We start from the raw sequence: 24204 nt of genomic DNA, 5'->3' as shown, positions 1-24204 counted from the left end.
AATAGCCGCCTGATGAATCACTTTCTTTATATTATAGTGAATCTGTGGTATAAAGCCGCCCGCTTGTTCAGATTCGTGTCCGATTATCTGGTAACAGATCATAAATTGGTATTTCCGGTTTTATTTCTGTTTCAGGGGATGGCCGGGTCAGTTCGGGTATCAAACTATTCTTAAACGACACACACATACCGGCACGTAGTTCTGGGTGCCCGAAGAAAAAAAATCGACGGGTTGGGCTATGGGGTATGTGGAGGTTTAACCCTTTTAGGAGTCAAAATGTCTCAAGTTTCTATGCGTGATCTGCTGAAAGCAGGTGCTCACTTTGGTCACCAGACCCGTTACTGGAACCCAAAAATGTCCAAGTTCATTTTTGGTTCTCGCAACAAGATTCATATCATCAACCTGGAGCACACTGTTCCTGCGCTGAATGATGCTCTGAGCTTTGTTGAGAAGCTGTCCGCTGGTAAAAACAAAGTACTGTTTGTTGGTACTAAGCGTGCTGCAAGCAAGGTGATCAAAGAAGAAGCGACTCGCGCTGGCATGCCATACGTTAACCACCGCTGGTTAGGTGGTATGCTGACTAACTACAAGACTATCCGTCAGTCTATCCGTCGTTTCCGTGATCTGGAAGCTATGCAGAATGATGGTACGTTCGACAAGCTGACCAAGAAAGAGGTTCTGATGAACACTCGTGAAATGGCCAAGCTGGAACGTTCTATCGGTGGTATCAAAGATATGGGTGGTCTGCCTGACGCTCTGTTTGTTATCGATGTAGATCACGAGCGTATCGCGATCAATGAAGCAAACAAGCTGGGTATCCCTGTAATCGGTATCGTTGATACTAACAGCAACCCTGATGGCGTTGACTTCGTTGTTCCTGGTAACGACGATGCAATTCGCGCAATCCAGATTTACGCTCAGGGCGTTGCCGATGCTTGCCTGAAAGGTAAAGATGGCGCTGTAAGTGAAGACGAATTCGTAGAAGTTAGCGAAGAGTCTGCAGAGTAATCTCTGTTGTCATACTCTGCTGCTATTTTTAATAGCGGCGATAGTTAACTCTGCATAAGGGGGCATTAGCCCCCTTTTGCAAATCCGGTTTTTTTATATCTGATCAAGAGGTTAAAAATCATGGCTGCAATCAGCGCATCTATGGTAAAAGAACTGCGCGAGCGCACAGGTCTGGGCATGCTGGAGTGCAAAAGCGCTCTGAGAGAAACAGACGGTGATATCGAGCTGGCAATTGAAAACCTGCGTAAGTCCAGTGGCATGAAAGCGGCTAAGAAAGCAAGTCGTGTTGCAGCTGACGGCGCGGTAGCCACTAAAGTAGCTGAAGATGGCAGCTATGGCGTGGTTCTGGAAGTAAACTCCGAGACTGATTTTGTTGCTCGTGATGACAACTTCAAAGGTTTTGTTGAGTCTGTTGCTGCTAAAGTATTCGAGACTAAAGAAACTGATATCGCTAAGCTGATGGAAGGCGACCTGGAAGCAGCGCGTGAAGCTCTGGTTCAGAAAATTGGTGAAAACATCTCTGTACGTCGTGCAGCAGTTGTTGAAGCGCCTGAAGGTGGTCTGGTTGGTGCATACGTGCACGGTGGTCGTATCGGTGTACTGTCTGTTCTGACGGGCGGCAATGACGAAGTGGCTAAAGATGTTGCAATGCACACTGCAGCGGTTAATCCGCGTGTTGCTCGTCCTGAAGATATGCCTGAATCAGAGCTGCAGAAAGAGAAAGAGATCATCATGGCTCAGCCTGATATGGAAGGCAAGCCAGAAGAGATCAAAGAGAAAATGGCTGTGGGTCGTGTGAAGAAATTCCTGGCAGAAAACAGCCTGGTAGAGCAGGCTTTCGTTAAAGATCCTTCTCAGACTGTTGGTGCATACGTTAAAGCTAACGGTGGTGAAGTCATCTCTTTCACTCGCTTCGAAGTGGGTGAAGGTATCGAGAAAGTTGAAGAAGACTTCGCTGAGGAAGTACGTAAGCAGGCTGGTCTGGCTTAATACGTTCTTTCTGATGCATGACAATGGCGCGTATGGCTTTGCTGTACGCGCCATTGTTGCGATATGCCCCCTGCTTTTTTTGACCCCTGTATTTTTACTGACCGGAGAGTGCTGCGATGCCTGTAAATGATAAATCTTCACAATATAAACGTATTCTTCTGAAACTGAGCGGTGAAGCCCTGATGGGTGAGCAGAACTTCGGTATTGATCCGGCGGTTCTGAATCGTATGGCACTGGAAATTGGTCAGTTGGTCGGTATTGGTGTTCAGGTTGGTCTGGTGATCGGTGGTGGTAACCTGTTCCGTGGTGCTGCTCTGAGTCAGGCAGGGCTGGATCGTGTGACTGGTGATCACATGGGAATGCTGGCTACGGTAATGAATGGCCTGGCGATGCGTGATGCGCTGGAGCGTGCCAATATCCGCACCCGTGTGATGTCTGCTATTCCTATGAGCGGTGTGGTTGAACATTATGATCGTCGTACAGCAATTCGTTATCTGACATCCGGAGATGTGGTAATCTTTAGTGCCGGTACCGGTAATCCGTTCTTTACCACAGACTCTGCAGCCTGCCTGCGCGGTATTGAAGTAGACTGCGACGTAGTGATTAAAGCTACAAAGGTTGACGGGGTTTATGATAAAGATCCGGTTAAATATGCAGATGCAGTTAAGTATGATCAGCTGAGTTACGACAGTGCGCTGGAACAGAAGCTGGAAGTGATGGATCTGACGGCTATCTGTCTGGTGCGTGATCATGATATGCCGGTTCGTGTGTTTGATATGAATAAGCCTGGAGCACTGCTGAACCTGGTGGTTGGTGGTGACGAAGGTACGTTAATCGATAGAGGGTAATTCTGTGATCAATGAGATTCAAAGCGATGCAGATCAGCGAATGAAAAAGAGCGTGGATGCTCTGGGTAATCAGTTCGCTAAAATCCGTACAGGTCGTGCTCACCCAAGTATTCTGGAGAACGTTACTGTAGACTACTATGGCGCACCTACACCTCTGAGTCAGGTGGCTAATATCAATATTGAAGACGCCCGTACTCTGAGTATTCAGCCGTGGGAACAACAACTGGTTCCTGCAATTGAAAAAGCGATTATGAAATCTGACCTGGGGTTAAACCCTAACTCCGCAGGTGCGGTGATTCGTGTACCTATGCCGCCTCTGACAGAGGAGACCCGTAAAGGTTATATTCGTCAGGCGCGTCAGGAAGCCGAAAATGGTAAAGTGGCAATTCGTAATATTCGCCGTGATGCTAATGGCTCTGTTAAAGAATTGCTGAAAGAAAAAGAGATTACAGAAGATGAAGAGCGTCGCGCAGAGGATGCTATTCAGAAGCTGACAGATAAGTACGTTGCAGAAGTTGACGCTCTGCTGGCGGTTAAAGAAAAAGACCTGATGCAGGTCTGATGTCTCCGCGCCCATCCCTGGATGGGCGCCTTTGTGTTGCCGTTTCATGGATTATAAAAAAATAAAGAATGTGCCTCGGCATATTGCCATCATTATGGATGGTAATAATCGCTGGGCCAAAAAACGTTTCCTTCCGGGTATTGCCGGGCACAAAGCTGGGGCTGACGCTGTTCGTTCAGTGATTCGTGCCTGTATGCAGCAAAAGGTTGAAGTGCTGACACTTTTTGCTTTCAGCAGTGAAAACTGGCAGCGGCCACCTCAGGAAGTCAATGCATTGATGGAGTTGTTTCTACTCTCGCTCAGGCGAGAAGTTAAGCAGCTGCATAAGCACAACATACGATTGAACGTTATTGGTGAAAAGTCAGCCTTCAGTGACGAGATCCAGCTGGCTATTGCTGATGCTGAAGCACTGACCTCCGGAAATACAGCGCTTTGTCTGAATATTGCAGCGAACTACGGTGGTCGCTGGGATATTGTGCATGCGGCCCGCCTGCTGGCTCAGCAGGTTGCTGAAGGACACCTCACTCCGGACCAGATTACTGAAGACCTGTTTGATCAGTCTGTCTCACTGTGTGATTTGCCTGCACCTGATCTGTGTATACGCACGGCAGGTGAACAGCGCATCAGTAATTTCCTCCTCTGGCAATTTGCCTACACCGAATTCTATTACAGTCCGCTGCTCTGGCCCGATTTTCGTGAAGAAGCTCTGGTTGAAGCGATTGCTGACTATAGCGGTCGTCAACGGCGTTTTGGCAAAACAAGCGAACAGGTTGAAGGAAAAGTGGATGCTTAAACAGCGAGTGTTAACGGCTATGGTGCTGGCACCATTAGCCTTGTGGGGGTTGTTTGGTTTAGACGATAACCTGTTTATTCTGTTTATTTCAGCGATTGTGCTGGTGGGTTCCTGGGAGTGGGCCGAGCTATCCGGAGCCGGAGATAAAGGAAAGTGGTTATACCCTGCCGGAATGGCTGCTACCTTGTTATTGCTTAACAGTGTTCGCTCAGCAACACTGGATCTTTTTATTCTTGCGCTGGCTGCTATTGGCTGGGGCATCTTCCTCTTATTTGTTCTTCAGTACCCGGATAAATCCCGCTGGACCGGTATGCGCAGGCGTCTGTTGATGGGCTTCGGGGTACTGGTTCCCTGCTGGATTGCATTTATTGAGCTCAGAACCAGTGACTGGCTGGGTAAAGAGGCGTTGTTATATATCCTGTTATTGGTCTGGTGTGCAGATATCGGCGCCTATGCTTTCGGGAAAACCTTCGGGCGTAAGAAACTGGCCCCAAGAGTGAGCCCCGGAAAGTCCTGGGCTGGAGTTTATGGTGGCCTGTTTACCACCGGTGTGCTGGCGGTTTGCGCTGCAAGTTACTGGGAACTGGGTAAGCTTGAAATGGTTACTCTGGTCCTGATCACGCTACTGGTTACTGCTGTTTCTGTGCTGGGTGACTTACTGGAAAGTATGGTAAAGCGGCATCAGGGGCTGAAAGACAGCAGTAACCTTTTGCCAGGGCATGGTGGCATTATGGATCGGATCGATAGTCTGACAGCGGCTGCACCGGTATTTGTTCTGTGCATTAAGCTGACCGGACTGACATTATGATTTCGCGAAAGGTTAACTTTTTTTTCGGGTATGTAATATGGGGCCTGATATGACTGCTGCTAAACAGATCTGTCTGCTGGGAGGGACAGGGTCCATAGGTAGCAGCACGCTGGATATTATTGCACGGCATCCGGAGCATTATCGCTTATTTGCTGTCAGTGGTTTCAGCAGAGTGGCGGAACTGGCGACGATCTGTCGTCGGCATGAACCCGAGTATGCCGTGGTACCTGACGAATCGGCAGGTGTAATACTGCGTGAGGCGCTGCAGGGGCTGAATACCCGTGTGTTAACAGGTGACGATGCCTTGCAGCAAATTGCGTCTGCCAGTGAAGTGGATATTGTTGTTGCTGCGATCGTTGGCGCAGCAGGTTTACTTCCGGCTCTGGCGGCGGTGCGAGCTGGTAAGCGGATTCTGCTGGCCAATAAAGAAGCTCTGGTGATGTCCGGGCAATTATTTATGGATGAAGTCAGAGCAAATGGTGCTGAGCTTCTGCCGATTGATAGTGAGCATAATGCGATCTTTCAGTGTCTGCCTGAACTGGGAACCCGGTTTGATAGTGCATCATTACCTCAACACGGTGTGCAGCAGATCCTGTTAACGGCGTCCGGTGGACCTTTCAGAACCTTCAGTGCGCAGACGCTTGAAAAGGTTACTCCTGAACAGGCTGTGGCTCATCCTAACTGGTCAATGGGGCAGAAAATCTCCGTGGATTCTGCCACGCTGATGAACAAGGGTCTTGAACTGATTGAAGCTTGCTGGTTATTTGCGGTACAGCCTGATCAGATTCAGGTGGTGGTGCATCCTCAGAGTATTATTCATTCTATGGTCTCCTATCAGGATGGTTCTGTGATTGCCCAGATGGGTAACCCGGATATGCGTACTCCCATTGCCTATGGCCTGGCCTGGCCAGAGAGAATTGATGCTGGTGTGAAGCCTCTTGATTTGTTTGAAGTAGCTCGCCTGGATTTTGAGCCAGCGGATGAGCAGCGGTTTGCCTGTCTCAGGCTGGCTAAAGACGCTTTCTGTCGGGGTGGGACTGCTCCTGCAATTCTGAATGCTGCAAATGAGGTCGCTGTGCAAGCGTTTTTGCAGCGGCGTATTGGTTTTATGCAAATTCCTCAGTTATGTGAACAGGCACTGAATTCTCTGGAGATTCATTCTGCCGAAACACTGGAACATATTCTTCAGGATGATCAGGCTGCCAGAGTGTTTAGTGAACACTGGGTGGAACAATTCTCATCTGTGAGTATCAAAGCGCAGTAACTGAGAGAGAAAGGCGATAATTATGGGTGTTCTGCATACTGTTCTGGCATTGATTGTTACCCTTGGCATTCTGGTGACAGTACACGAATACGGACATTTCTGGGTAGCTCGGCGTTGCGGTGTAAAAGTACTTCGCTTCTCCGTGGGGTTTGGTAAGCCTCTGTTCCGCTGGCACGATAAACTGGGGACGGAATATGTCGTGGCGTGGATTCCCCTTGGTGGTTATGTCAGCATGCTGGATGAGAGGGAAGCGCCGGTAGACAGCCATGAGCAGGATCAGGCGTTCAACCGGAAGTCTGTCTGGCAACGTATTGCCATTGTTGCAGCCGGTCCTCTGGCTAATTTTATTCTGGCTATCGTTGCTTACTGGCTGTTATTTGTATCTGGCAGCAGTGTGCTTGCGCCGGTAACAGGAAATATTGCCCTGGAATCTGCAGCAGCCCGTGCCGGGTTGCAACCTCAGTATGAAATTACTGCCGTGGATGATAAACCGGTTAACAGCTGGCAGGATGTAGGGCTGGCTATGCTGAGCCGTGTGGGTGATACGGGAACACTCAGCCTGACCGTTCAGGAGTGGCAGGGGTATGATCAGACGACGCTGCGTATTCCGGTAAATCGCTGGCTGACCGATGTGCAGGAACCTGATCCTCTGTCAGACCTGGGGATTTCTCCTTATCGACCGGTTATACCGGCCATTATTGGGCGTGTACTGGATGGCGGTGCAGCCAGTGCGGCAGGCTTACAGGCCGGTGATCATATTTTATCGGTGGACGGTGAAGAGGTCAGTGACTGGCAGCACTGGGTTCAGTTGATTCAGGCTGCGCCAGAAAAGAGACTGACCATTGAGGTAGAGAGAGAAAACCGAATTGAGCAGCTTGCACTGACACCGGCACGTCGGATGGCATCTGATGGGCGCGAAACCGGTTATATCGGAGCGGCAGCTGAGCCTGGTCAATGGCCAGAGGGAATGGTGCGTCAGGTTAATTATGGTGTGGTGGAGTCTGTTGGTGAAGCCGTTGCAAAAACATCAGATATGATAGTGCTGACGCTGGACTCTATTCGAAAAATGGTTGTCGGATTGATTTCAGTTGATAATCTCAGTGGCCCTATTACGATAGCCAAGGTGGCCAGCGACTCCGCTAAAGGTGGTCTTGAAAGTTTCCTGGGGTTTCTGGCCTATATCAGTATCAGTCTGGGAGTGCTGAATCTGCTTCCGATACCTGTGCTGGATGGCGGGCACCTGTTATTTTACCTGGTTGAAGCAGTCACCGGACGATCTGTACCTGAGCGAGCGCAGCAGTTTGGCCTGAGGATAGGCATGGCTTTACTGGGTAGTCTGATGTTAATTGCTTTTTACAATGATTTGATGCGGCTGTAAGCACCGTACTATGGATAAAATTTCAATGATATTCCGGAAAAAACAGCTCCTTTCTGTAGGGTTTGCAGCCCTGTGTGCTTCTGCGTCAGTTCCGGCTCTGGCTGCGAACTACATTTTTGATGATTTGCGTGTAGAAGGATTGCAGCGGGTAACAGCAGCCCGTGTTTTCAGTGCATTCCCGGTGCAGTTACATCAGACGGTTTCTGATGAACAGCTGACAAGCGCCAGTAAAAAACTGTTTGCAACAGGCCTGTTTGATGATGTCAGGCTGGAACGTGATGGCAAACTGTTGCTGTTGGTGGTTAAGGAACGTCCTTCGATTGAAGAGATTAAGATTACCGGTAATGATCAGATTAAAGAAGAAGAGCTGGAAAAAGGTCTGGCACAGTCTGGCCTGAAGTCCGGGCAGATTTTTCAGCGGGTGGCACTGGAGCAGGTCACTCTGGAGCTGGAGCGCATGTATCACGCTCTGGGGCGTTATAGTGCAAAGATCAGTACGGAACTGGAAGAACTCCCGGATAATCGGGTTATCCTGAATGTTAAAATTAATGAAGGTGATGTGGCAACCATTCGTCATATCAATTTCACCGGTAATGACCGTTTCGATAATGAAACGCTGCAAAAACGTTTTGAGCTGGAACCAAGGCAGGCCTGGTCTCTGTTTTCATCTGCCAGTCAGTATTCAAGACCTAAGCTGCAAGGCGATCTGGAGCGTCTGAAGAACTGGTATCTGGATCGTGGTTATCTGAAATATTCGACAGACTCCACTCAGGTATCGGTCAGTCCGGATAAGCTGGACGTTTATATCACCGTGAATGTGACGGAAGGTGATGTTTACAATGTGCGCGAGATTAAGCTGGCTGGTGACCTGGTTGTACCTTCTGATGAAGTACTGGATCTGATTGAGCTGGACCCTGGTGAGCCTTTCTCCCGTACTAAACTGGAAAATACCCGAGAGGCTATCCGCAAGCGTCTGGGTAAGGAAGGCTTTACGTTTGCCAATGTCAGTGCCATTCCGGATCTGCATGATGATCGGACGGTAACACTGACATTTGCTGTATCGCCTGGTAAACGAGCATATGTACGTCGTATCAACTTTGCTGGCAATGTAACCACTAAAGATGAGGTCTTGCGTCGGGAAATCACCCAGATGGAAGCAGCATCGGCGTCAACGGATTCTATTAATAACTCAAAAGTACGTCTGGAGCGACTGGGTTATTTCAAAAATGTACAGGTTGAAACGCCACGTGTGCCTGGTACGGATGACCTGATTGATGTGAACTTTACGGTAGAAGAGCAGGCATCAGGTAGTCTGAGTGCATCTGTAGGTTACTCCCAGAGCAGTGGTATTATTTTTGGTGCCGGAGTTAAGCAGAATAACTTCCTGGGTACGGGCAATGATGTCTCTTTCTCTGTGAATAAGAGTGATACGGTTAAAAAACTGGATATCTCTGTCTGGGACCCTTACTACACTCTGGATGGTGTCGGTCGTGGTATCAGCGCTTTTTACCAGGAGAGTGACCTGGAAGAGTCTGATATTGATGGTTTCTCAACAGATTCCTTTGGTACTAAGATGAGTTTTGGTTACCCTGTCACTGAAACAACCCGTCTTAGTATGAGTCTGGGAGCTGACAGTACCCGGGTACGTACTGGTGATGACCCGGTAAAAGAAGTGCTGGAATTTATTCAGGAAGAGGGACGTTCACATGCGGCACTGAAACTGGGCTTTGCTGTGACAGATAACCGCCTGAATAAGGGGTTTCTGCCGACAGCAGGGACGTATAATAAGTTGTCTGCAGAAGTGTCTGTGCCCGGCAGCGATATGAATTTCTATAAACTGGGTTATCGTGGTCGTTTCCTGTTCCCAATTGGAAATGATTTTGCACTGAAGTTCCGATCTGATCTGGGCTACGCCGGAGGCTATGGCGACACTGATCAGGTACCTTTCTATGAGCATTATTTCTCAGGTGGTCTGGGTTCGATCCGTGGTTATAAAGGCAACTCCCTTGGCCCTAAAAGTACACCGGCGGACTCCAGTGATGAAGATCCGAGTGCCTTTGGTGGTAACGTACTGGTTGAGACTGGTGCCGAGTTTATTTTCCCGATGTGGTTTGTAGAAGATCAAAGCTCATTGCAGACTTCTGTTTTCCTGGATGCAGGTAATGTGTTCGCGACAGAATGTGCTTCTGTATCGGAAAACTGTACCGAGGGTGTCGAGTTCTCAGATCTTAGAATGTCGGTTGGTTTAGGTATGACCTGGCTGTCTCCTCTGGGGCTGCCTCTGGAGTTCAGTGTGGCAAAGGCTCTGAATAAGAAGTCAGGGGATGATACAGAGTTCTTCCAGTTCTCTGTTGGACAGACTTTCTGATAATAAAGGGGATTTCAGAATGCTGGTAAAACGTTTTTGTTCTGTTTTTTTATTGATGCTATTACCTGGCCTTGCTCTGGCCGAACAGAAGATTGCGGTGCTGGACTGGCGTGCTGCGCTTCTGGGAACGAATGAGGCGAAGGCGGAGTTTGAAAAAATCCGTCAGTCTTTAAGTGCCGATGAAAAGGAAGTGGTGCAACTGGCTGATCAGGCAAAAGAGCTTCAGGATAAGCTGAAAGCTGAAGCAAGCAAACTCAGTGATGATGAAAAACGTCAGTTGGGTAAAGCTTTGCAGGAGAAGGCAGAAGAGTATCAGTTTCTGGGGCAGCGCCTGAAAAAAGAGCAGCGTCAGCAGCAGGAAGCCTATGTCCGTGATGCCAGAGTTAAGCTGGATGAAGCTGTTCGTAATGTGATTGAGCAGATGGATATTGATATTCTGCTGGACCGCCAGGCCGTGACCTTTGTTAAAGCAGAATATGATCTGACAAAGGCAGTGATCGTTGAGCTGAATAAAATTCAGAAAAAAGGTAAGTAAGCTTGCAGAGTTTTACATTGCAGCAGCTGGCTGATCACCTGGGCTTGACCTTGTCTGCCGGTTCGGAGGCACCTGTTCAGCCAGAGCTGATGATCTCTGGACTGGGGACTCTGGAGTCTGCAGAATCCGGAGAAATCAGTTTTCTGGCAAACAGTAGCTATCAGAAATATCTGCCAGACACTAAAGCCAGCGCTGTATTGGTAAAGCCTGAACATGCCTGTCTTTCACCGGTTACCTGTCTGGTTACCGATAACCCTTATGTGGCTTTTGCCCGTCTGAGTCAGTTGTTTGACCCTGTCCGTATGGAAAGGGCTCAGATCCACCCAGCTGCCAGTATTCATCATGATGCGGTATTGGGGGAAGGCGTGACGGTAGGTGCAGGAGCCGTCATTGAAGCGGGTGTGATGATAGGCAAGGGTTCTGTTATCGAGGCCAATAGTGTTATTGGCAAAGATTCAGTATTAGGGCATGATTGCCACATTTTTCCTAACGTCACAATCTATCATGGCGTGAGTATCGGCAATTCAGTAAGAGTTCATAGCAATACTGTTATTGGTGCTGATGGTTTTGGCTTTGCGAATGAAAAAGGTAAATGGATCAGGATTGCTCAGCTGGGTAGTGTTATCATAGGCGACTTTGTCGAAATTGGTTCTAATACCAATATTGACCGTGGCGCTCTGGATGATACTGTCATTGGCAGTCAGGTCATTATTGACAGTCAGGTCCAGATTGCTCATAACGTGCGCATCGGAGATGGCTGTGCAATAGCTGGCTGTACTGGCATTGCCGGAAGCGCCAGAATTGGCAACTATTGTATGATTGCCGGGGCGGCTAATATTGCCGGGCATATCAGCCTGTGTGATGGCGTGACCATTACCATGTGTACGTCAGTCACAAAAGACATCACCGAACCGGGTATTTATTCATCAGGTACTTTGATGATGCCAAACAGACACTGGCGGAAAAACGTGATCCGTTTTTCACAGCTGGATCAGCTGGCAAAAAGAATACGGCAATTGGAAAAAGAAGCCGCTTCACATAAAACATCCAGGTAATATCTGTAACGATTTTTTTCAGCCCGGCACCCGTGAGGGGCCGGGCTTTTCTGAGGTTAAATTCGATGGTAATGGACATTAACGAAATTAAAGAGTATCTGCCGCATCGTTATCCGTTTTTGCTGGTAGACCGTGTAGTGGAAATGGAACTGGGACAGTCCGTTGTCGCTTACAAAAATGTGTCCGTTAATGAACCTTTTTTTAATGGCCATTTCCCTCATCACCCGGTTATGCCTGGTGTACTGATTATTGAGGCGATGGCACAGGCTGCTGGTATTCTGGGCTTTAAAACAATGGACAAAAAGCCAGCAGATGGGAGTATTTATTACTTTGTCGGAAGTGATAAGGTACGCTTTAAGCGACCGGTTATACCGGGAGATCAGCTAAAACTGGAAGCGTCTGTAATTGGTAAGCCTCGTCGTGGCATCTGGCGCTTTGAGTGTAAAGCGACGGTGGATGGAGAGCTGGCCTGTGAAGGTACTATTCTGTGTGCAGAGAGAGCGTTGTGAGTTTAATTCACCCTACTGCCATTATTGATTCGTCAGCGATTATCGCTGACGATGTTGAAATCGGGCCCTATTCTATTATCGGGCCCGATGTTGAAATCGGGGCTGGTAGCTGGATCGGCCCTCACGTTGTAATCAGTAAACTGACTACAATTGGAAAGAATAATAAGATCTATCAGTTTTCTTCTGTGGGGGAAGATTGTCAGGATAAAAAGTATGCTGGCGAACCCACTCGTCTGGTGATTGGTGACAATAACGTTATCAGAGAAGGCTGCTCTATACACCGTGGAACTGTTCAGGATCAGGGGGTCACGATTATCGGTAATGATAATCTGCTGATGACCTGTGTCCATATTGCCCATGATTGTATCATTGGCAACCATACCATTATTGCTTCTGACGCTGCTATCGCCGGTCATGTTCATATTGATGACTGGGCGATTGTTGGTGGCGCATCGGCTATTCATCAGTTCTGTCATATCGGCGCGCATGCTATGTGCGGTGGCAGCACTTATGTGTCTAAAGATATTCCGGCTTATCTTATGGTGACAGGTAATCCGGCAGAGAGTCATGGCATTAATGCTGAAGGATTAAAGCGGCGGGGGTTTTCTCCGGAAAGCATTGCGGAATTACGCCGGGCATATAAAGTTATTTTTCGCCGTGGCCTCCGGCTGGAAACGGCTCTGGCTGAGCTGGAAGCTGATACGGTATCCGATGAGCTGGCGGTGTTAATTAATTCTTTAAAAGCATCGACCCGTGGTATTGTACGCTGAATCTGACACCCATCTTTTTATTTTTGTACTCTACCCGGACAGACAGTAAATCGTTATGCAGGCATCCGTTCCATCGTCAGGTGATAAGCCACTTCATATTGTCTTTGTTGCAGGTGAAATGTCAGGAGATATTCTGGCATCCGGTTTAATACGTGCTTTAAAGCAGCGTTATCCTGACGCCCGGTTCTCAGGCATTGGTGGTCCCCGAATGCAGGCTGAGGGTTTTGATAGCCTCTGGTCTATGGACCGGTTATCGGTTATGGGACTGGTTGAAGTGCTTGGGCGTTTAAGAGAGCTATTAGGGATTCGTAAAGAAGTCCGGGATTATTGCCTGACAGAACAGCCCGATCTGTTTATTGGTGTCGATGCGCCGGATTTTAATCTGACGCTGGAAGGCTGGATTAAAGAGTCAGGTATTCCTGTTGTGCATTATGTGTCACCTTCGGTCTGGGCCTGGAAGCAGGGGCGTCTGAAAAAAATAGCTCGCAGCATTGATCATATGCTGACACTGTTACCGTTTGAGCCTGACTACTACCATCATTGGAATATTCCAGTCACCTTTGTTGGTCACCCCCTGGCTGATGAAATTCCTTTGTCTTCTGATTCGATGCAAGCCAGACAACAACTGGGGTTGCCTGCTGATTTGCCTGTTATGGCGCTGTTGCCGGGAAGCCGAAGCAGCGAAGTGAAGTATCTGGCAGAGCCTTTTCTGAAGACAGCCCTGTTATGTTGTCAGCAGATGGAAAATTTGCAGGTTGCCATTCCCTGTGCAAATGATAAACGACGTCAGCAGATTGAAAGTGAACTGAAAAAACTGCCCGATACTGTACAGCCCAGAATTCACCTGTTTGATGGCCAGTCCAGAGAAGTGATGTGTGCATCAGGTGGTGTGCTGTTAGCATCCGGTACGGCAGCATTAGAAGCCATGCTACTGAAAAAGCCGGTTGTTGTAGCTTATAAGATGGCGCCACTGAGTTATGCCATTATCAGTCGGATGGTGAAAACGGATTATGTTTCATTGCCCAACCTGATTGCCGGAGAAGCCTTAATTCCTGAACTGATACAGGATCAGGCCACTCCGGAAGCGATGAGTGAGCTGATGCTGGATCGTTTAACCCGACCAGAAAAATACCAGCCTCTGGTGGATCGTTTTTTCAGCATGCATCAGTCACTGCGGCGTGATGCCAGCGAGAAAGCTGCTATGGCCGTCGCATCCCTGCTGTACGAAAAAGGCCGGTTATCGGAACCTCCTCTGGCGCATACTGCAGAATAAAACTGCTATACTGCGCAGACGTTATTTTACGTCCGTAATATCTGTAATTACCCTTCGGAGATGATATTGCTGCAATCTTCTCCGGCAAGCTCACTACTGTTCAGGAACTCTCTTTATGGCTGGAAAAGATTTCCCTCCACTGGAAATACCGTATTCGGGCACTTTACTGGCTGGTGTTGATGAAGTTGGTCGTGGCCCTCTTGTCGGTTCTGTCGTTACAGCTGCTGTTATTCTGGACCCTGAACAGCTGATTGAAGGTCTGGCAGATTCTAAAAAACTGTCAGAAAAGCGCCGTGAAGTGCTATTCGATGAGATTCAGCACAAGGCACTGGCCTGGCATATTGCAGAAGCTACCGTGGAAGAAATTGATCGTATCAATATTCTGCATGCGACCATGCTGGCGATGCAACGCGCAGTCGAAGGTCTGCAGCCCGCTGCGGAATTTGTACTGGTGGATGGCAACCGCTGTCCTGATCTACCCTGTCCTTCTATGCCCGTGGTAAAAGGCGATGCCCGGCATCCGGCAATTAGTGCCGCATCGATTCTGGCGAAAGTATATCGTGACCGTCAGATGGCTGAACTGGAGAAAGAGTTTCCGGGTTATGGCTTTGCTCAGCATAAAGGCTATCCTACAAAACAGCATCTGGCTGCCTTACAGGAGCTGGGGCCAACGCTTCATCATCGTCGTTCATTTAAACCGGTGCAGATGCAGTTATCGCTGTAACATCTGATCCTGTAACCTCTTTCTTTCTGTCTATTACTGATCCTGAGAGCTGTGCTATGTCACCCTCCTTTATTCACCTGCGTGTACACACTGAGTTTTCACTGGTTGATGGTCTGGTTCGAATTAAAAAGCTGGCTGCCAGGCTGGAAGAACTGCAGATGCCTGGCGTTGCGATTACTGATGAATCCAATATGTTTGCTCTGGTTAAGTTTTATAAAACCATGCAGGGAGCGGGTATCAAGCCGATTTCCGGAGCGGATATCTGGGTGGAAAATCCGGAAGATCCGGTGCAGCCGTTTCGTATGACGCTACTGGCGATGAATGATCAGGGCTATCGTAATTTGACGGAACTGATCTCCCTGGGCTACCTGAAAGGTCAGCATCAGGGGCGAAACATTATGAAAATGGACTGGATTGAAGAGAAAGCTGAGGGTTTACTGGCACTGTCCGGTGCAAAAGAAGGTGAAGTAGGGCGTCTGTTGTTGGCAGATCATTTTGATCGGGCCAGAAGTGCGCTGGAAAAATGGATGGCGCTGTTTCCCGGACGATTTTATCTGGAGTTGCAACGTACTTTTCGCACCGGTGATGAGGAGTGTCTGCATGGCTCGGTGCAGCTGGCTGATCTGTGCCAGTGTCCGGTTGTGGCAACCAATGATGTGCGTTTTATCGAGAGAGACGATTTCTGGGCGCACGAAACACGAGTCAGTATCGGTGAAGGCCGGGTTCTGGATGATCCTCACCGCAATAAAAGTTATTCCGAAGAGCAGTATCTGAAGTCATCAGACGAGATGGCAGAGCTGTTTTCCGATATTCCTGAGGCGTTGCAGAATAGTGTTGAGATCGCCAAACGCTGTACGATCAATGTGCAGTTAGGCAAATATTTCCTGCCGGATTATCCGATTCCGGAAGGGATGACTATGGATGAGTTCTTCCGTAAGGTGTCTCACGATGGCCTGACGGATCGTCTGAAAACCCTGTTTGATGTCAACGCGCCGGACTTTCCCGAGAAAGAAAGACTCTACCGGGAGCGACTGGATTTTGAGCTGGAAACCATTTTGTCGATGGGGTTCCCTGGCTACTTCCTGATCGTAATGGACTTTATCCAGTGGGCGAAAAATAACGGTGTGCCGGTAGGCCCTGGCCGGGGGTCTGGTGCCGGTTCTCTGGTGGCCTACGCCCAGAAAATTACCGATCTTGATCCGCTGGAATATGACCTGCTGTTCGAACGTTTCCTTAATCCGGAACGTGTCTCCATGCCCGACTTCGATATCGACTTCTGTATGGATGGCCGGGATAGGGTGATTGACTATGTGGCAGACCACTATGGTCGTGATGCGGTCTCTCAGATTGCTACCTTCGGTACTATGGCCGCGAAAGCGGTAGTACGTGATGTGGCCCGTGCTCAGGGCAAACCTTATGGTCTGGCGGATAAGCTGTCGAAAATGATCCCATTTGAAGTGGGCATGACGCTATCCAAAGCCATTGAGCAGGAAGAGGTGCTGAAAGAGTTTATCGCCAATGATGAAGATGCCGCAGAAATCTGGGAGATGGCACTGCGTCTGGAAGGCACGGTGCGGGGAACCGGTAAACATGCCGGTGGTGTTGTAATTTCACCGACAACCCTGACTGACTTCTCGCCCGTCTTCTGTGAAGAAGGCGGTAGTGGTCTGGTCGCTCAGTTTGATAAGGATGATGTAGAGGCGGCCGGTCTGGTGAAGTTTGACTTCCTGGGTCTGCGAACTCTGACCATCATTGATTGGGCGGTTAAGATGATTCACCAGAAGGAGGGGAATACCGGGTTTAATATCGATTTTATTCCTCTGGATGATAAGCCTACCTTCAATCTGTTGCAGCGGGCAGAAACCACCGCAGTATTCCAGCTGGAATCCCGTGGTATGAAGGATCTGATTAAGCGTCTGCTGCCCAGCTGTTTTGAAGATATCATCGCTTTGGTGGCCTTGTTCCGTCCGGGGCCGCTGCAGTCGGGCATGGTGGATGACTTTATCGACCGTAAGCACGGCCGTGCCGAGCTGTCTTATCCACACCCGGACTATCAGTTGGCAAGCCTGGAGCCAGTACTGAAACCCACCTACGGTATTATTCTGTATCAGGAACAGGTGATGCAGATTGCTCAGGTAATGGGTGGCTACAGTCTGGGGGGGGCGGATTTGCTGCGCCGGGCTATGGGTAAGAAAAAGCCTGAAGAGATGGCGAAACAGCGCTCGGTGTTTTTAGAGGGTTGTGAAAAGGGCGGTATCGATCTTGATCTGGCAGGCAATATCTTTGACCTGGTAGAGAAATTTGCCGGTTACGGCTTTAACAAATCCCACTCGGCAGCTTATGCTCTGGTGTCTTATCAGACGGCTTATCTGAAACAGCATTATCCGGCGCCTTTTATGGCGGCGGTATTGTCTACAGAGATGCAGAACACTGACAAGGTGGTTACCCTGGTAGAAGAGTGCCGTAACATGGAGTTGCCGTTAACGCCTCCGGATGTGAATGCTGGCGACTTTAAATTCTCTGTTAATGATGACGGAGAAATTGTTTATGGCCTGGGGGCGATTAAAGGGGTTGGTGAAGGGCCTATTGAAGCCATTGTTGCAGCCCGTGAAGCCGGTGGAGCCTTCTCTGATCTGTTTGATTTCTGTGCCCGTACGGATTCTCGTAAGCTGAATAAGCGTACTATGGAAGCTCTGATTCGCAGTGGTGCTGTGGATAAGCTGGGGCCACCGGATGTTGAGTCCTGGGGCGCCCGACGGGCCATTATGCTGGCCAGCCTTGAAGATGCGTTTAAATCTGCAGAACAAAGCAGTCGTAATGCCGATATCGGCATGATGGATATGTTTGGTGAGCTGGAAGCCGAAACGGATAGTGATCCTTATGGGGAATACCGTAAGGTGCGAGAATGGACGGATAAAGAACGTCTGAAAGGTGAAAAAGACACTCTGGGTTTGTATCTGACTGGCCATCCGTTTGATGAATATGAACAGGAAGTCCGTCGCTTTGCTCGTAATAAACTGAGTGAGCTGCAGCCGGGGCGAGAGCCACAGAAACTGGCAGGCCTGATTATCGATATCCGTACGATGAAGAGTAAGAAAGGAGACACCATTGCTTTCGTGACTCTGGATGATCGATCCGGGCGTACTGAAGTGTCTGTATTTGGTGAACTTTATGAAGCCAATCGCGGTCAGTTACAAAAGGATCAGCTGGTGGTGATTGAAGGAGAGGTCAGCTTTGATGATTATTCTGGCAGCTTACGGGTAAGGGCAAAGCAGGTCACCGGATTACTGGAATCCCGTATTCGTTACAGCAAAGGCTTGCGTCTGCACTGGCAGTCAGATGCGCTGGGCAGTAAAAGTATTAATTTGCTGAAGACTAAGCTGAAGCCTTTCACGGTGCCAGCACCTGAGCAGGGCGTTCCTGTGATTATTGATTATCAGCGACCGGATGTCCGGGGATTGATGCGTCTGGGACCTGAGTGGTATGTGGTCCCCAGTGATGAGTTGATCTACAGTCTTTATGATGGTTTTGGGTTGAATAATGTCCACCTGAGCTATGATAACTGATCTGTCCCTTCTGCCTCAGAGGCAAACGCCCGTTTGAAGCAGACCAGAGCCGGTTTTAGCGGTTAACAAAGGTTTTTTTTAGTGAGCCTTTGCCGTAATATTACCGGCTCTGAAATGGCCTGAGGCCATCACAACGAATTTCTATCTGCTACTGAATCTGGTCCGTTACTGTGATTTATCCAGATCGGAAGTTCAGTCGCAGTCAACTTATATGGGCCTGCCATCTGTCATGTGCCAGGGGCCGGACAGGTCACAGAAACGTCAGGCCGGATACCAATTAGTGTGGACCTATGAACCCCAATTATCTGGACTTTGAACAGCCGATTGCCGAGCTGGAAGAAAAAATTAACGAACTGCGTCTGGTCGGCAATGATAATCAGCTGAACATCACCGAAGAAATCGCCCGTCTGCAGGACAAAAGTCTGAAGCTGATGGAAGAGATCTTTTCCAAACTGACTCCGGCTCAGGTTGTACAGCTATCCCGTCACCCTCAGCGTCCATATACCCTGGATTACATCGAGCATATGTTCACTGATTTTGATGAACTGCACGGTGATCGTAACTTCGCTGATGATGCAGCCATTGTTGGTGGTATTGCTCGTCTGGATGATAAACCTGTGATGGTGATTGGTCATCAGAAAGGTCGCGATGTTAAAGAGAAGGTGCGCCGTAACTTCGGCATGCCTCGTCCAGAAGGGTATCGCAAAGCCTGTCGTCTGATGGAAATGGCGGAGCGTTTTAACATGCCTGTCCTGACCTTTATCGATACACCAGGGGCCTATCCTGGTATTGATGCTGAAGAGCGTGGCCAGAGTGAAGCTATTGCTTATAATCTGGCGGTTATGTCGCGCCTGAAAACACCTGTGATCTCTACTGTTATTGGTGAAGGTGGCTCTGGTGGGGCGCTGGCAATTGGCGTCTGTGATGAACTCATCATGCTGGAAAACTCTATCTATTCGGTTATCTCCCCTGAAGGCTGTGCCTCTATTCTGTGGAAGAGTGCTGAGCGTGCAGCCGATGCTGCAGAAGCGATGGGCGTCACGGCAGGCCGACTGTATGAACTGGGCCTGGTGGATCGTTTGATTGATGAGCCTCTGGGTGGTGCACACCGTGATCCGGCTAAAGTCGCTGCAGATCTGAAACTGTCACTGCTGGAGACGCTGGATCGTCTGTCAGGTCTGAGTGGTGATGAGCTGATTGATCGCCGTTATGAGCGCCTGATGTCTTATTACGCTGGAAACGAAGAACTGGGTAAACGCTGATTTTAATCCGCTATCCGGTTATTGATTGTATAGCCCTGAGAGAGTGTTCTTTCAGGGCTATTTTTTTATGCGAACAGAATTAAGAGAAAGCAAAATGTCTGAAACTGCTGAGAATCTGCTACCTGCCTTATCGTTACCAGAGCACAACCAGCTCTGGTTGGCGTTGAGTGGTGGTCTGGATTCTGTGGTTTTGCTGGATCTTGCTGTTAACTGGTGCAGGGTCAATGATCAGGTGCTCAGGGTGATTCATATCCATCACGGTTTGAGTCCCAATGCAGATCAGTGGGCGCGGTTCTGCCAGGTATTGTGTCTGGACTACACCCGAAATAATGACGTCAGTGTGGAGTTTGAATGTCATCGAGTGACACTTGATCTGGCTGGAAATATTGAAGAGCAGGCCCGTAAGGCCCGCTATGCGGTTTTTGAGCAACAGCTGGGAAAAAATGACCTGTTACTGATGGCTCATCATAGTGATGATCAGGCTGAGACTTTTCTGCTGAGGCTGTTGAGAGGTTCTGGTAGTCAGGGGCTGCGTGGGATGCCAGTTCTCCGCTCTCTGGGGCAGGGTAAGCTTTTCCGGCCTTTACTGAGTGTTCAGAGAAAACAGCTTGAGCAGTGGGCTGAAAAGTACCGGCTTAACTGGGTTGACGATGAGTCAAATCAGAGTCTGGCATTTGATCGTAACTATCTGCGTCATAAAGTGATCCCGGCGATTCAGGCCCGCTGGCCAGAAAGCCATCAGCAGTTTATGAAAGCGACAGCTAATCTGGCCGATGAAGCCGGGCTGCTCAGAGATCTGGCGGAGCTGGATCTGCAATCTGTCAGGCAGTCCAGTGCCTGGAGTCGGGAGGTGTTGTGTTGTGATGCGCTGAGACGTTTGTCAGAGCAGCGTCGCATTAATGTGTTGCGTCACTGGCTTGCGGATCAGGGGATGTCTGCTCTGGAGAAAAAACAGTGGCAGATTGTACTTGATGAGATACTGGCAGCCCGTCAGGATGCTGAGCCTTGCTTTCGATGGCAGGGTAAGGCGCTGCGACGCTTCAGGAATCAGTTGTTCTGTATCAGTGAGGCTGATTCTGAATATGTTGTTACTGCTGAGAGTGAAAAGGATAGCCGGGTACATCTGGCGGTGTATTCTGAGAAGGGGGGGGCTGTTGAACTTAATCTTCCGGGGCTTTTATCAGTTACTCTGATGCCTGGCAGGGCCGATAATAGTGACGAATCTGTCATTGCGTTACCTGATACCGGGTATCTGGAAGTCAGGCCGCGTCAGGGTGGAGAGGTGATACGTCTTAAAGGTCGTGGTAAAAAGCAAGTGAAAAAACTGCTTCAGGAAAGTCAGATTCCTCCCTGGATTCGCCAGAAGCTGCCTATGCTCTGGTGGTGTTCTGCTGATGGTGAAGAGCAATTAATAGCGGTCGCAGATCGCTGGCTATCTGAATCCCATCTCGCTGCTCAATCTGGCAGGTGCTGGCAATTAACCGTTTCTTATTTAAGCGTATAAATAATTTATGTTATTTAAGAAATTTGTCATAATGTCCGATTGGGTATTTTTTATGAAAAAGCATCGGGGGTGAATTGTGGAGCTGACAGGCTTCTGGTATCCTGTAACCCCATCTGGTAATACCCTCCTTCTTTCTATTTACAGCATAACGTAACAGGTTCTCCATGACGCGATATATCTTCGTCACAGGCGGTGTTGTTTCTTCTTTAGGTAAAGGCATCGCCTCTGCATCTCTGGCCGCTATTCTTGAAGCTCGTGGCCTGAAGGTCACCATGCTGAAGCTGGATCCGTATATCAACGTTGATCCGGGCACTATGAGTCCATTCCAGCACGGTGAGGTATTTGTGACGGAAGATGGCGCTGAGACAGACCTGGATCTGGGTCACTATGAGCGTTTTATCCGTACCAAGATGACTCAGCGTAATAACTTCACCACAGGTCGTGTTTACGAGCACGTACTGCGCAAAGAGCGCCGCGGTGATTACCTGGGTGGTACCGTTCAGGTGATTCCTCATATCACCGATGAGATCAAAAACCGTGTAATTGCCGGTGCTGAAGGTTATGACGTTGCTCTGGTTGAAATTGGTGGAACTGTTGGTGATATCGAGTCCCAGCCATTCCTGGAGGCTGTCCGTCAGCTGAAAGTTGAAGTGGGTTCTGACCGGGCTATGTTTATGCACCTGACTCTGGTGCCTTACATTAAAACGGCTGGTGAGACTAAGACTAAGCCGACTCAGCACTCTGTTAAAGAGCTGCGTTCTATCGGTATTCAGCCCGATATTCTGGTGTGCCGTTCTGAAGTAACCATTGAATCGAATGAGCGCCGTAAGATTTCTCTGTTTACCAATGTAGACGAGAAAGCGGTTATCTCTCTGGAAGATGCGGACACGATTTACCGCATTCCCGGCATGCTGCACGAGCAAAATCTGGATGAGATTGTAGTGAAGCGTTTCGGTCTGGATTGCAAACCTGCCGATCTGTCTGAGTGGGTTGCTGTTGCCGATGCTAAGCTGAATCCTCTGAAGAGCATCAACATCGCCATGGTCGGTAAATACATGGAGCTGTTAGATGCCTATAAGTCTCTGATCGAAGCGATTGATCACGCCGGTATTCAAAACCGTACCAAGGTGAACATCGAATATATCGATTCTGAAGAGATCGAGCGTAATGGTACCGAGCGTCTGAAAGATAAGGACGCTATTCTGGTTCCCGGTGGCTTTGGTGAGCGTGGCGTAGAAGGTAAGATCGCAACCGCCCAGTTTGCCCGTGAAAACAATATTCCTTACCTGGGGATTTGTCTGGGTATGCAGGTTGCGGTTATTGAGTATGCCCGTAATGTAGCAGGTATGTCTGATGCGCACTCTACAGAGTTTACCCATGATACCACTCATCCGGTGATCGGTCTGATTACCGAATGGGTGAATGCTGAAGGCAAGATCGAGCTGCGTGATAAGAGCTCTGACCTGGGCGGCACCATGCGTTTGGGCGGTCAGGACTGTAAACTGAAGCGTGGCTCTAAAGCTCGTGAAGTATACGGTAAAGATGTGATTGTTGAGCGTCACCGTCACCGTTTTGAAGTGAATGATCAGTTTGTGAAAGATCTGGAGAAAGCCGGTCTTATCTTCTCTGGCCGTTCCGCTGATAACTCTCTGGTGGAAATGGTTGAGCTGAAAGATCACCCCTGGTTTATCGCTTGTCAGTTCCACCCGGAATTTACTTCGACCCCCCGTGATGGCCACCCGCTGTTCTCGGGTTTTGTTCAGGCTGGTCTGGCGCAAAAAGCCGCTAAGTCTGAAGCCTGATAGGCTCGAAGCGATATCAACAATGGCCCGGTTATCCGGGCCATTGTGTCTGTAGTCATAAATAGTGTCTCTGTTGTTATTAATAGAAGTGCTACTGTCATAATCTGTGGTCTTACCAACCCATAAGCGCTTTATGACAGCCATCATTGAATAGCCTGCCGATCAAAAAGCAGGCGTATGCAGGATAGTAAGAGTATGCAGGATAAAGTGATTGAGATTGCCGATCTTAAACTGGGCAACTCGCTGCCTTTCGTGTTGCTGGGTGGTATGAATGTACTGGAATCCCGTGATCTGGCGATGGCAATCGCTGAGCATTATGTGGAAGTGACCTCCCGCCTGAATATACCTTACATATTTAAAGCGTCTTTTGATAAAGCCAATCGCTCTTCGATTCACTCCTTCCGAGGTCCGGGCCTGGAAGAGGGCCTGAAGATTCTGGCGGAAGTGAAAGAGCAGTTTGATGTCCCTGTCATCACTGATTTGCATGAGCCTTACCAGGCGCAACCTGTTTCTGAAGTGGCTGATATTATTCAGCTACCCGCATTTCTGGCTCGTCAGACGGATCTGGTGCAGGCGATGGCACAGACCGGTGCGGTCGTTAATATCAAAAAACCTCAGTTCACCAGTCCGGCACAGATGGGTAATATGGTGGAGAAATTCGCTGAGTGTGGAAACGATCAGATCATGGTATGTGAGCGCGGTAGCTGCTTTGGTTATGACAATCTGGTCGTCGATATGCTGGGCTTTGATGTGATGAAAAAAGCCTGTAACGGTGCCCCGGTGATTTTTGATGTCACCCATGCGCTGCAATGCCGTGATCCTATGGGCGCAGCATCCGGCGGTCGCCGCGGTCAGGTGGCTCAACTGGGCCGTGCCGGTATGACTCAGCGTTTAGCGGGACTGTTCCTGGAAGCGCATCCAAACCCTGATCAAGCCAAGTGCGATGGCCCTTCTGCCCTGCCGCTGGCGATGCTGGAGCCTTTTCTGCAGCAGATGAAAGCTGTTGATGATCTGGTAAAAGGTTTTGAAGAGCTGGATATTCGCTGATTATCCTGATCACAGACGATTGGTGAGTCGGATATCTGTCAGATCTGATATCTGTTAGAATAGCGCCCGGCTCCCGAACCTGGCTCTGATGGTGAAAAGATTCAGGTTCCTGCCTGAGCGAAAGCTCAGAGATTTCAC

General features: G+C 49.0%; 20 protein-coding genes. All 20 read left to right on the top strand.

The window, feature by feature from the left end; translation table 11 throughout:
• The first annotated feature begins 276 nt into the window (after positions 1-276).
• The 20 genes from rpsB to kdsA all read left to right on the top strand — a co-directional run bounded on the left by rpsB (position 277) and on the right by kdsA (position 24066).
• Positions 277-1008, top strand: coding sequence for a 30S ribosomal protein S2 (rpsB, locus tag H4O21_RS00240; protein WP_182806808.1), 732 nt, complete (start codon positions 277-279; stop codon positions 1006-1008).
• 120 nt (positions 1009-1128) lie between these two features.
• Positions 1129-1998: a translation elongation factor Ts gene (tsf, locus tag H4O21_RS00235; RefSeq protein WP_182806807.1), complete on the top strand. Its 870-nt coding sequence runs from the start codon at positions 1129-1131 to the stop codon at positions 1996-1998.
• A gap of 116 nt (positions 1999-2114) precedes the next feature.
• Positions 2115-2846 carry a UMP kinase gene (pyrH, locus tag H4O21_RS00230; protein ID WP_182806806.1) on the top strand — a complete coding sequence of 244 codons (732 nt, stop codon included), beginning with the start codon at positions 2115-2117 and terminating at the stop codon, positions 2844-2846.
• Positions 2847-2850: 4 nt separating this feature from the next.
• On the top strand, positions 2851-3408 hold the full coding sequence (gene frr / locus H4O21_RS00225; RefSeq protein ID WP_182806805.1) for a ribosome recycling factor: 558 nt from the start codon (positions 2851-2853) through the stop codon (positions 3406-3408).
• A gap of 46 nt (positions 3409-3454) precedes the next feature.
• Entirely contained in the window at positions 3455-4201 is a 747-nt protein-coding gene (uppS, locus tag H4O21_RS00220) for an undecaprenyl pyrophosphate synthase (RefSeq protein WP_182806804.1), read from the top strand.
• Positions 4194-5009: a phosphatidate cytidylyltransferase gene (locus H4O21_RS00215; RefSeq protein ID WP_182806803.1), complete on the top strand. Its 816-nt coding sequence runs from the start codon at positions 4194-4196 to the stop codon at positions 5007-5009. Before uppS ends, H4O21_RS00215 begins: the two co-directional genes overlap by 8 nt.
• A 49-nt stretch (positions 5010-5058) precedes the next feature.
• On the top strand, positions 5059-6273 hold the full coding sequence (gene ispC / locus H4O21_RS00210; RefSeq protein ID WP_182806802.1) for a 1-deoxy-D-xylulose-5-phosphate reductoisomerase: 1215 nt from the start codon (positions 5059-5061) through the stop codon (positions 6271-6273).
• Positions 6274-6295: 22 nt separating this feature from the next.
• The gene (gene rseP / locus H4O21_RS00205; RefSeq protein WP_182806801.1) at positions 6296-7651 is read left to right on the top strand and encodes an RIP metalloprotease RseP; all 1356 of its coding nucleotides are present in this window, start codon (positions 6296-6298) and stop codon (positions 7649-7651) included.
• Positions 7652-7661: 10 nt separating this feature from the next.
• On the top strand, positions 7662-10019 hold the full coding sequence (bamA, locus tag H4O21_RS00200) for an outer membrane protein assembly factor BamA (protein WP_255487068.1): 2358 nt from the start codon (positions 7662-7664) through the stop codon (positions 10017-10019).
• A 19-nt stretch (positions 10020-10038) separates the two neighbouring features.
• Positions 10039-10554 carry an OmpH/Skp family outer membrane protein gene (locus tag H4O21_RS00195; protein WP_182806800.1) on the top strand — a complete coding sequence of 172 codons (516 nt, stop codon included), beginning with the start codon at positions 10039-10041 and terminating at the stop codon, positions 10552-10554.
• A 2-nt stretch (positions 10555-10556) separates the two neighbouring features.
• Positions 10557-11609 carry a UDP-3-O-(3-hydroxymyristoyl)glucosamine N-acyltransferase gene (gene lpxD / locus H4O21_RS00190; RefSeq protein ID WP_182806799.1) on the top strand — a complete coding sequence of 351 codons (1053 nt, stop codon included), beginning with the start codon at positions 10557-10559 and terminating at the stop codon, positions 11607-11609.
• A gap of 65 nt (positions 11610-11674) precedes the next feature.
• Positions 11675-12118 carry a 3-hydroxyacyl-ACP dehydratase FabZ gene (gene fabZ, locus H4O21_RS00185; protein WP_182806798.1) on the top strand — a complete coding sequence of 148 codons (444 nt, stop codon included), beginning with the start codon at positions 11675-11677 and terminating at the stop codon, positions 12116-12118.
• Positions 12115-12888 carry an acyl-ACP--UDP-N-acetylglucosamine O-acyltransferase gene (lpxA, locus tag H4O21_RS00180; RefSeq protein ID WP_182806797.1) on the top strand — a complete coding sequence of 258 codons (774 nt, stop codon included), beginning with the start codon at positions 12115-12117 and terminating at the stop codon, positions 12886-12888. The genes fabZ and lpxA overlap by 4 nt, the downstream gene beginning before the upstream one ends.
• A 55-nt stretch (positions 12889-12943) precedes the next feature.
• Positions 12944-14161: a lipid-A-disaccharide synthase gene (gene lpxB / locus H4O21_RS00175; RefSeq protein WP_182806796.1), complete on the top strand. Its 1218-nt coding sequence runs from the start codon at positions 12944-12946 to the stop codon at positions 14159-14161.
• Positions 14162-14276: 115 nt separating this feature from the next.
• A complete protein-coding gene (gene rnhB / locus H4O21_RS00170; protein WP_182806795.1) occupies positions 14277-14885 on the top strand; it encodes a ribonuclease HII in 609 nt (202 codons plus the stop codon).
• Between the two features lie 56 nt (positions 14886-14941).
• Positions 14942-18451, top strand: a complete 3510-nt coding sequence (gene dnaE / locus H4O21_RS00165; protein ID WP_182806794.1) for a DNA polymerase III subunit alpha — start codon at positions 14942-14944, stop codon at positions 18449-18451.
• Positions 18452-18741: 290 nt separating this feature from the next.
• On the top strand, positions 18742-19713 hold the full coding sequence (locus H4O21_RS00160) for an acetyl-CoA carboxylase carboxyltransferase subunit alpha (protein WP_182806793.1): 972 nt from the start codon (positions 18742-18744) through the stop codon (positions 19711-19713).
• A 94-nt stretch (positions 19714-19807) separates the two neighbouring features.
• A complete protein-coding gene (tilS, locus tag H4O21_RS00155; RefSeq protein ID WP_182806792.1) occupies positions 19808-21217 on the top strand; it encodes a tRNA lysidine(34) synthetase TilS in 1410 nt (469 codons plus the stop codon).
• 164 nt (positions 21218-21381) lie between these two features.
• The gene (gene pyrG, locus H4O21_RS00150) at positions 21382-23019 is read left to right on the top strand and encodes a CTP synthase (RefSeq protein ID WP_182806791.1); all 1638 of its coding nucleotides are present in this window, start codon (positions 21382-21384) and stop codon (positions 23017-23019) included.
• 195 nt (positions 23020-23214) lie between these two features.
• Complete coding sequence (gene kdsA / locus H4O21_RS00145; RefSeq protein ID WP_182806790.1) at positions 23215-24066, top strand: 3-deoxy-8-phosphooctulonate synthase; 852 nt, start codon at positions 23215-23217, stop codon at positions 24064-24066.
• The last annotated feature ends 138 nt before the right edge of the window (positions 24067-24204 follow it).

Source organism: Oceanospirillum sediminis (assembly GCF_014164585.1).
GTDB classification, from domain to species: Bacteria; Pseudomonadota; Gammaproteobacteria; order Pseudomonadales; family Halomonadaceae; genus Oceanospirillum; species Oceanospirillum sediminis.
This window is presented reverse-complemented; position numbering and strand designations above follow the sequence as displayed.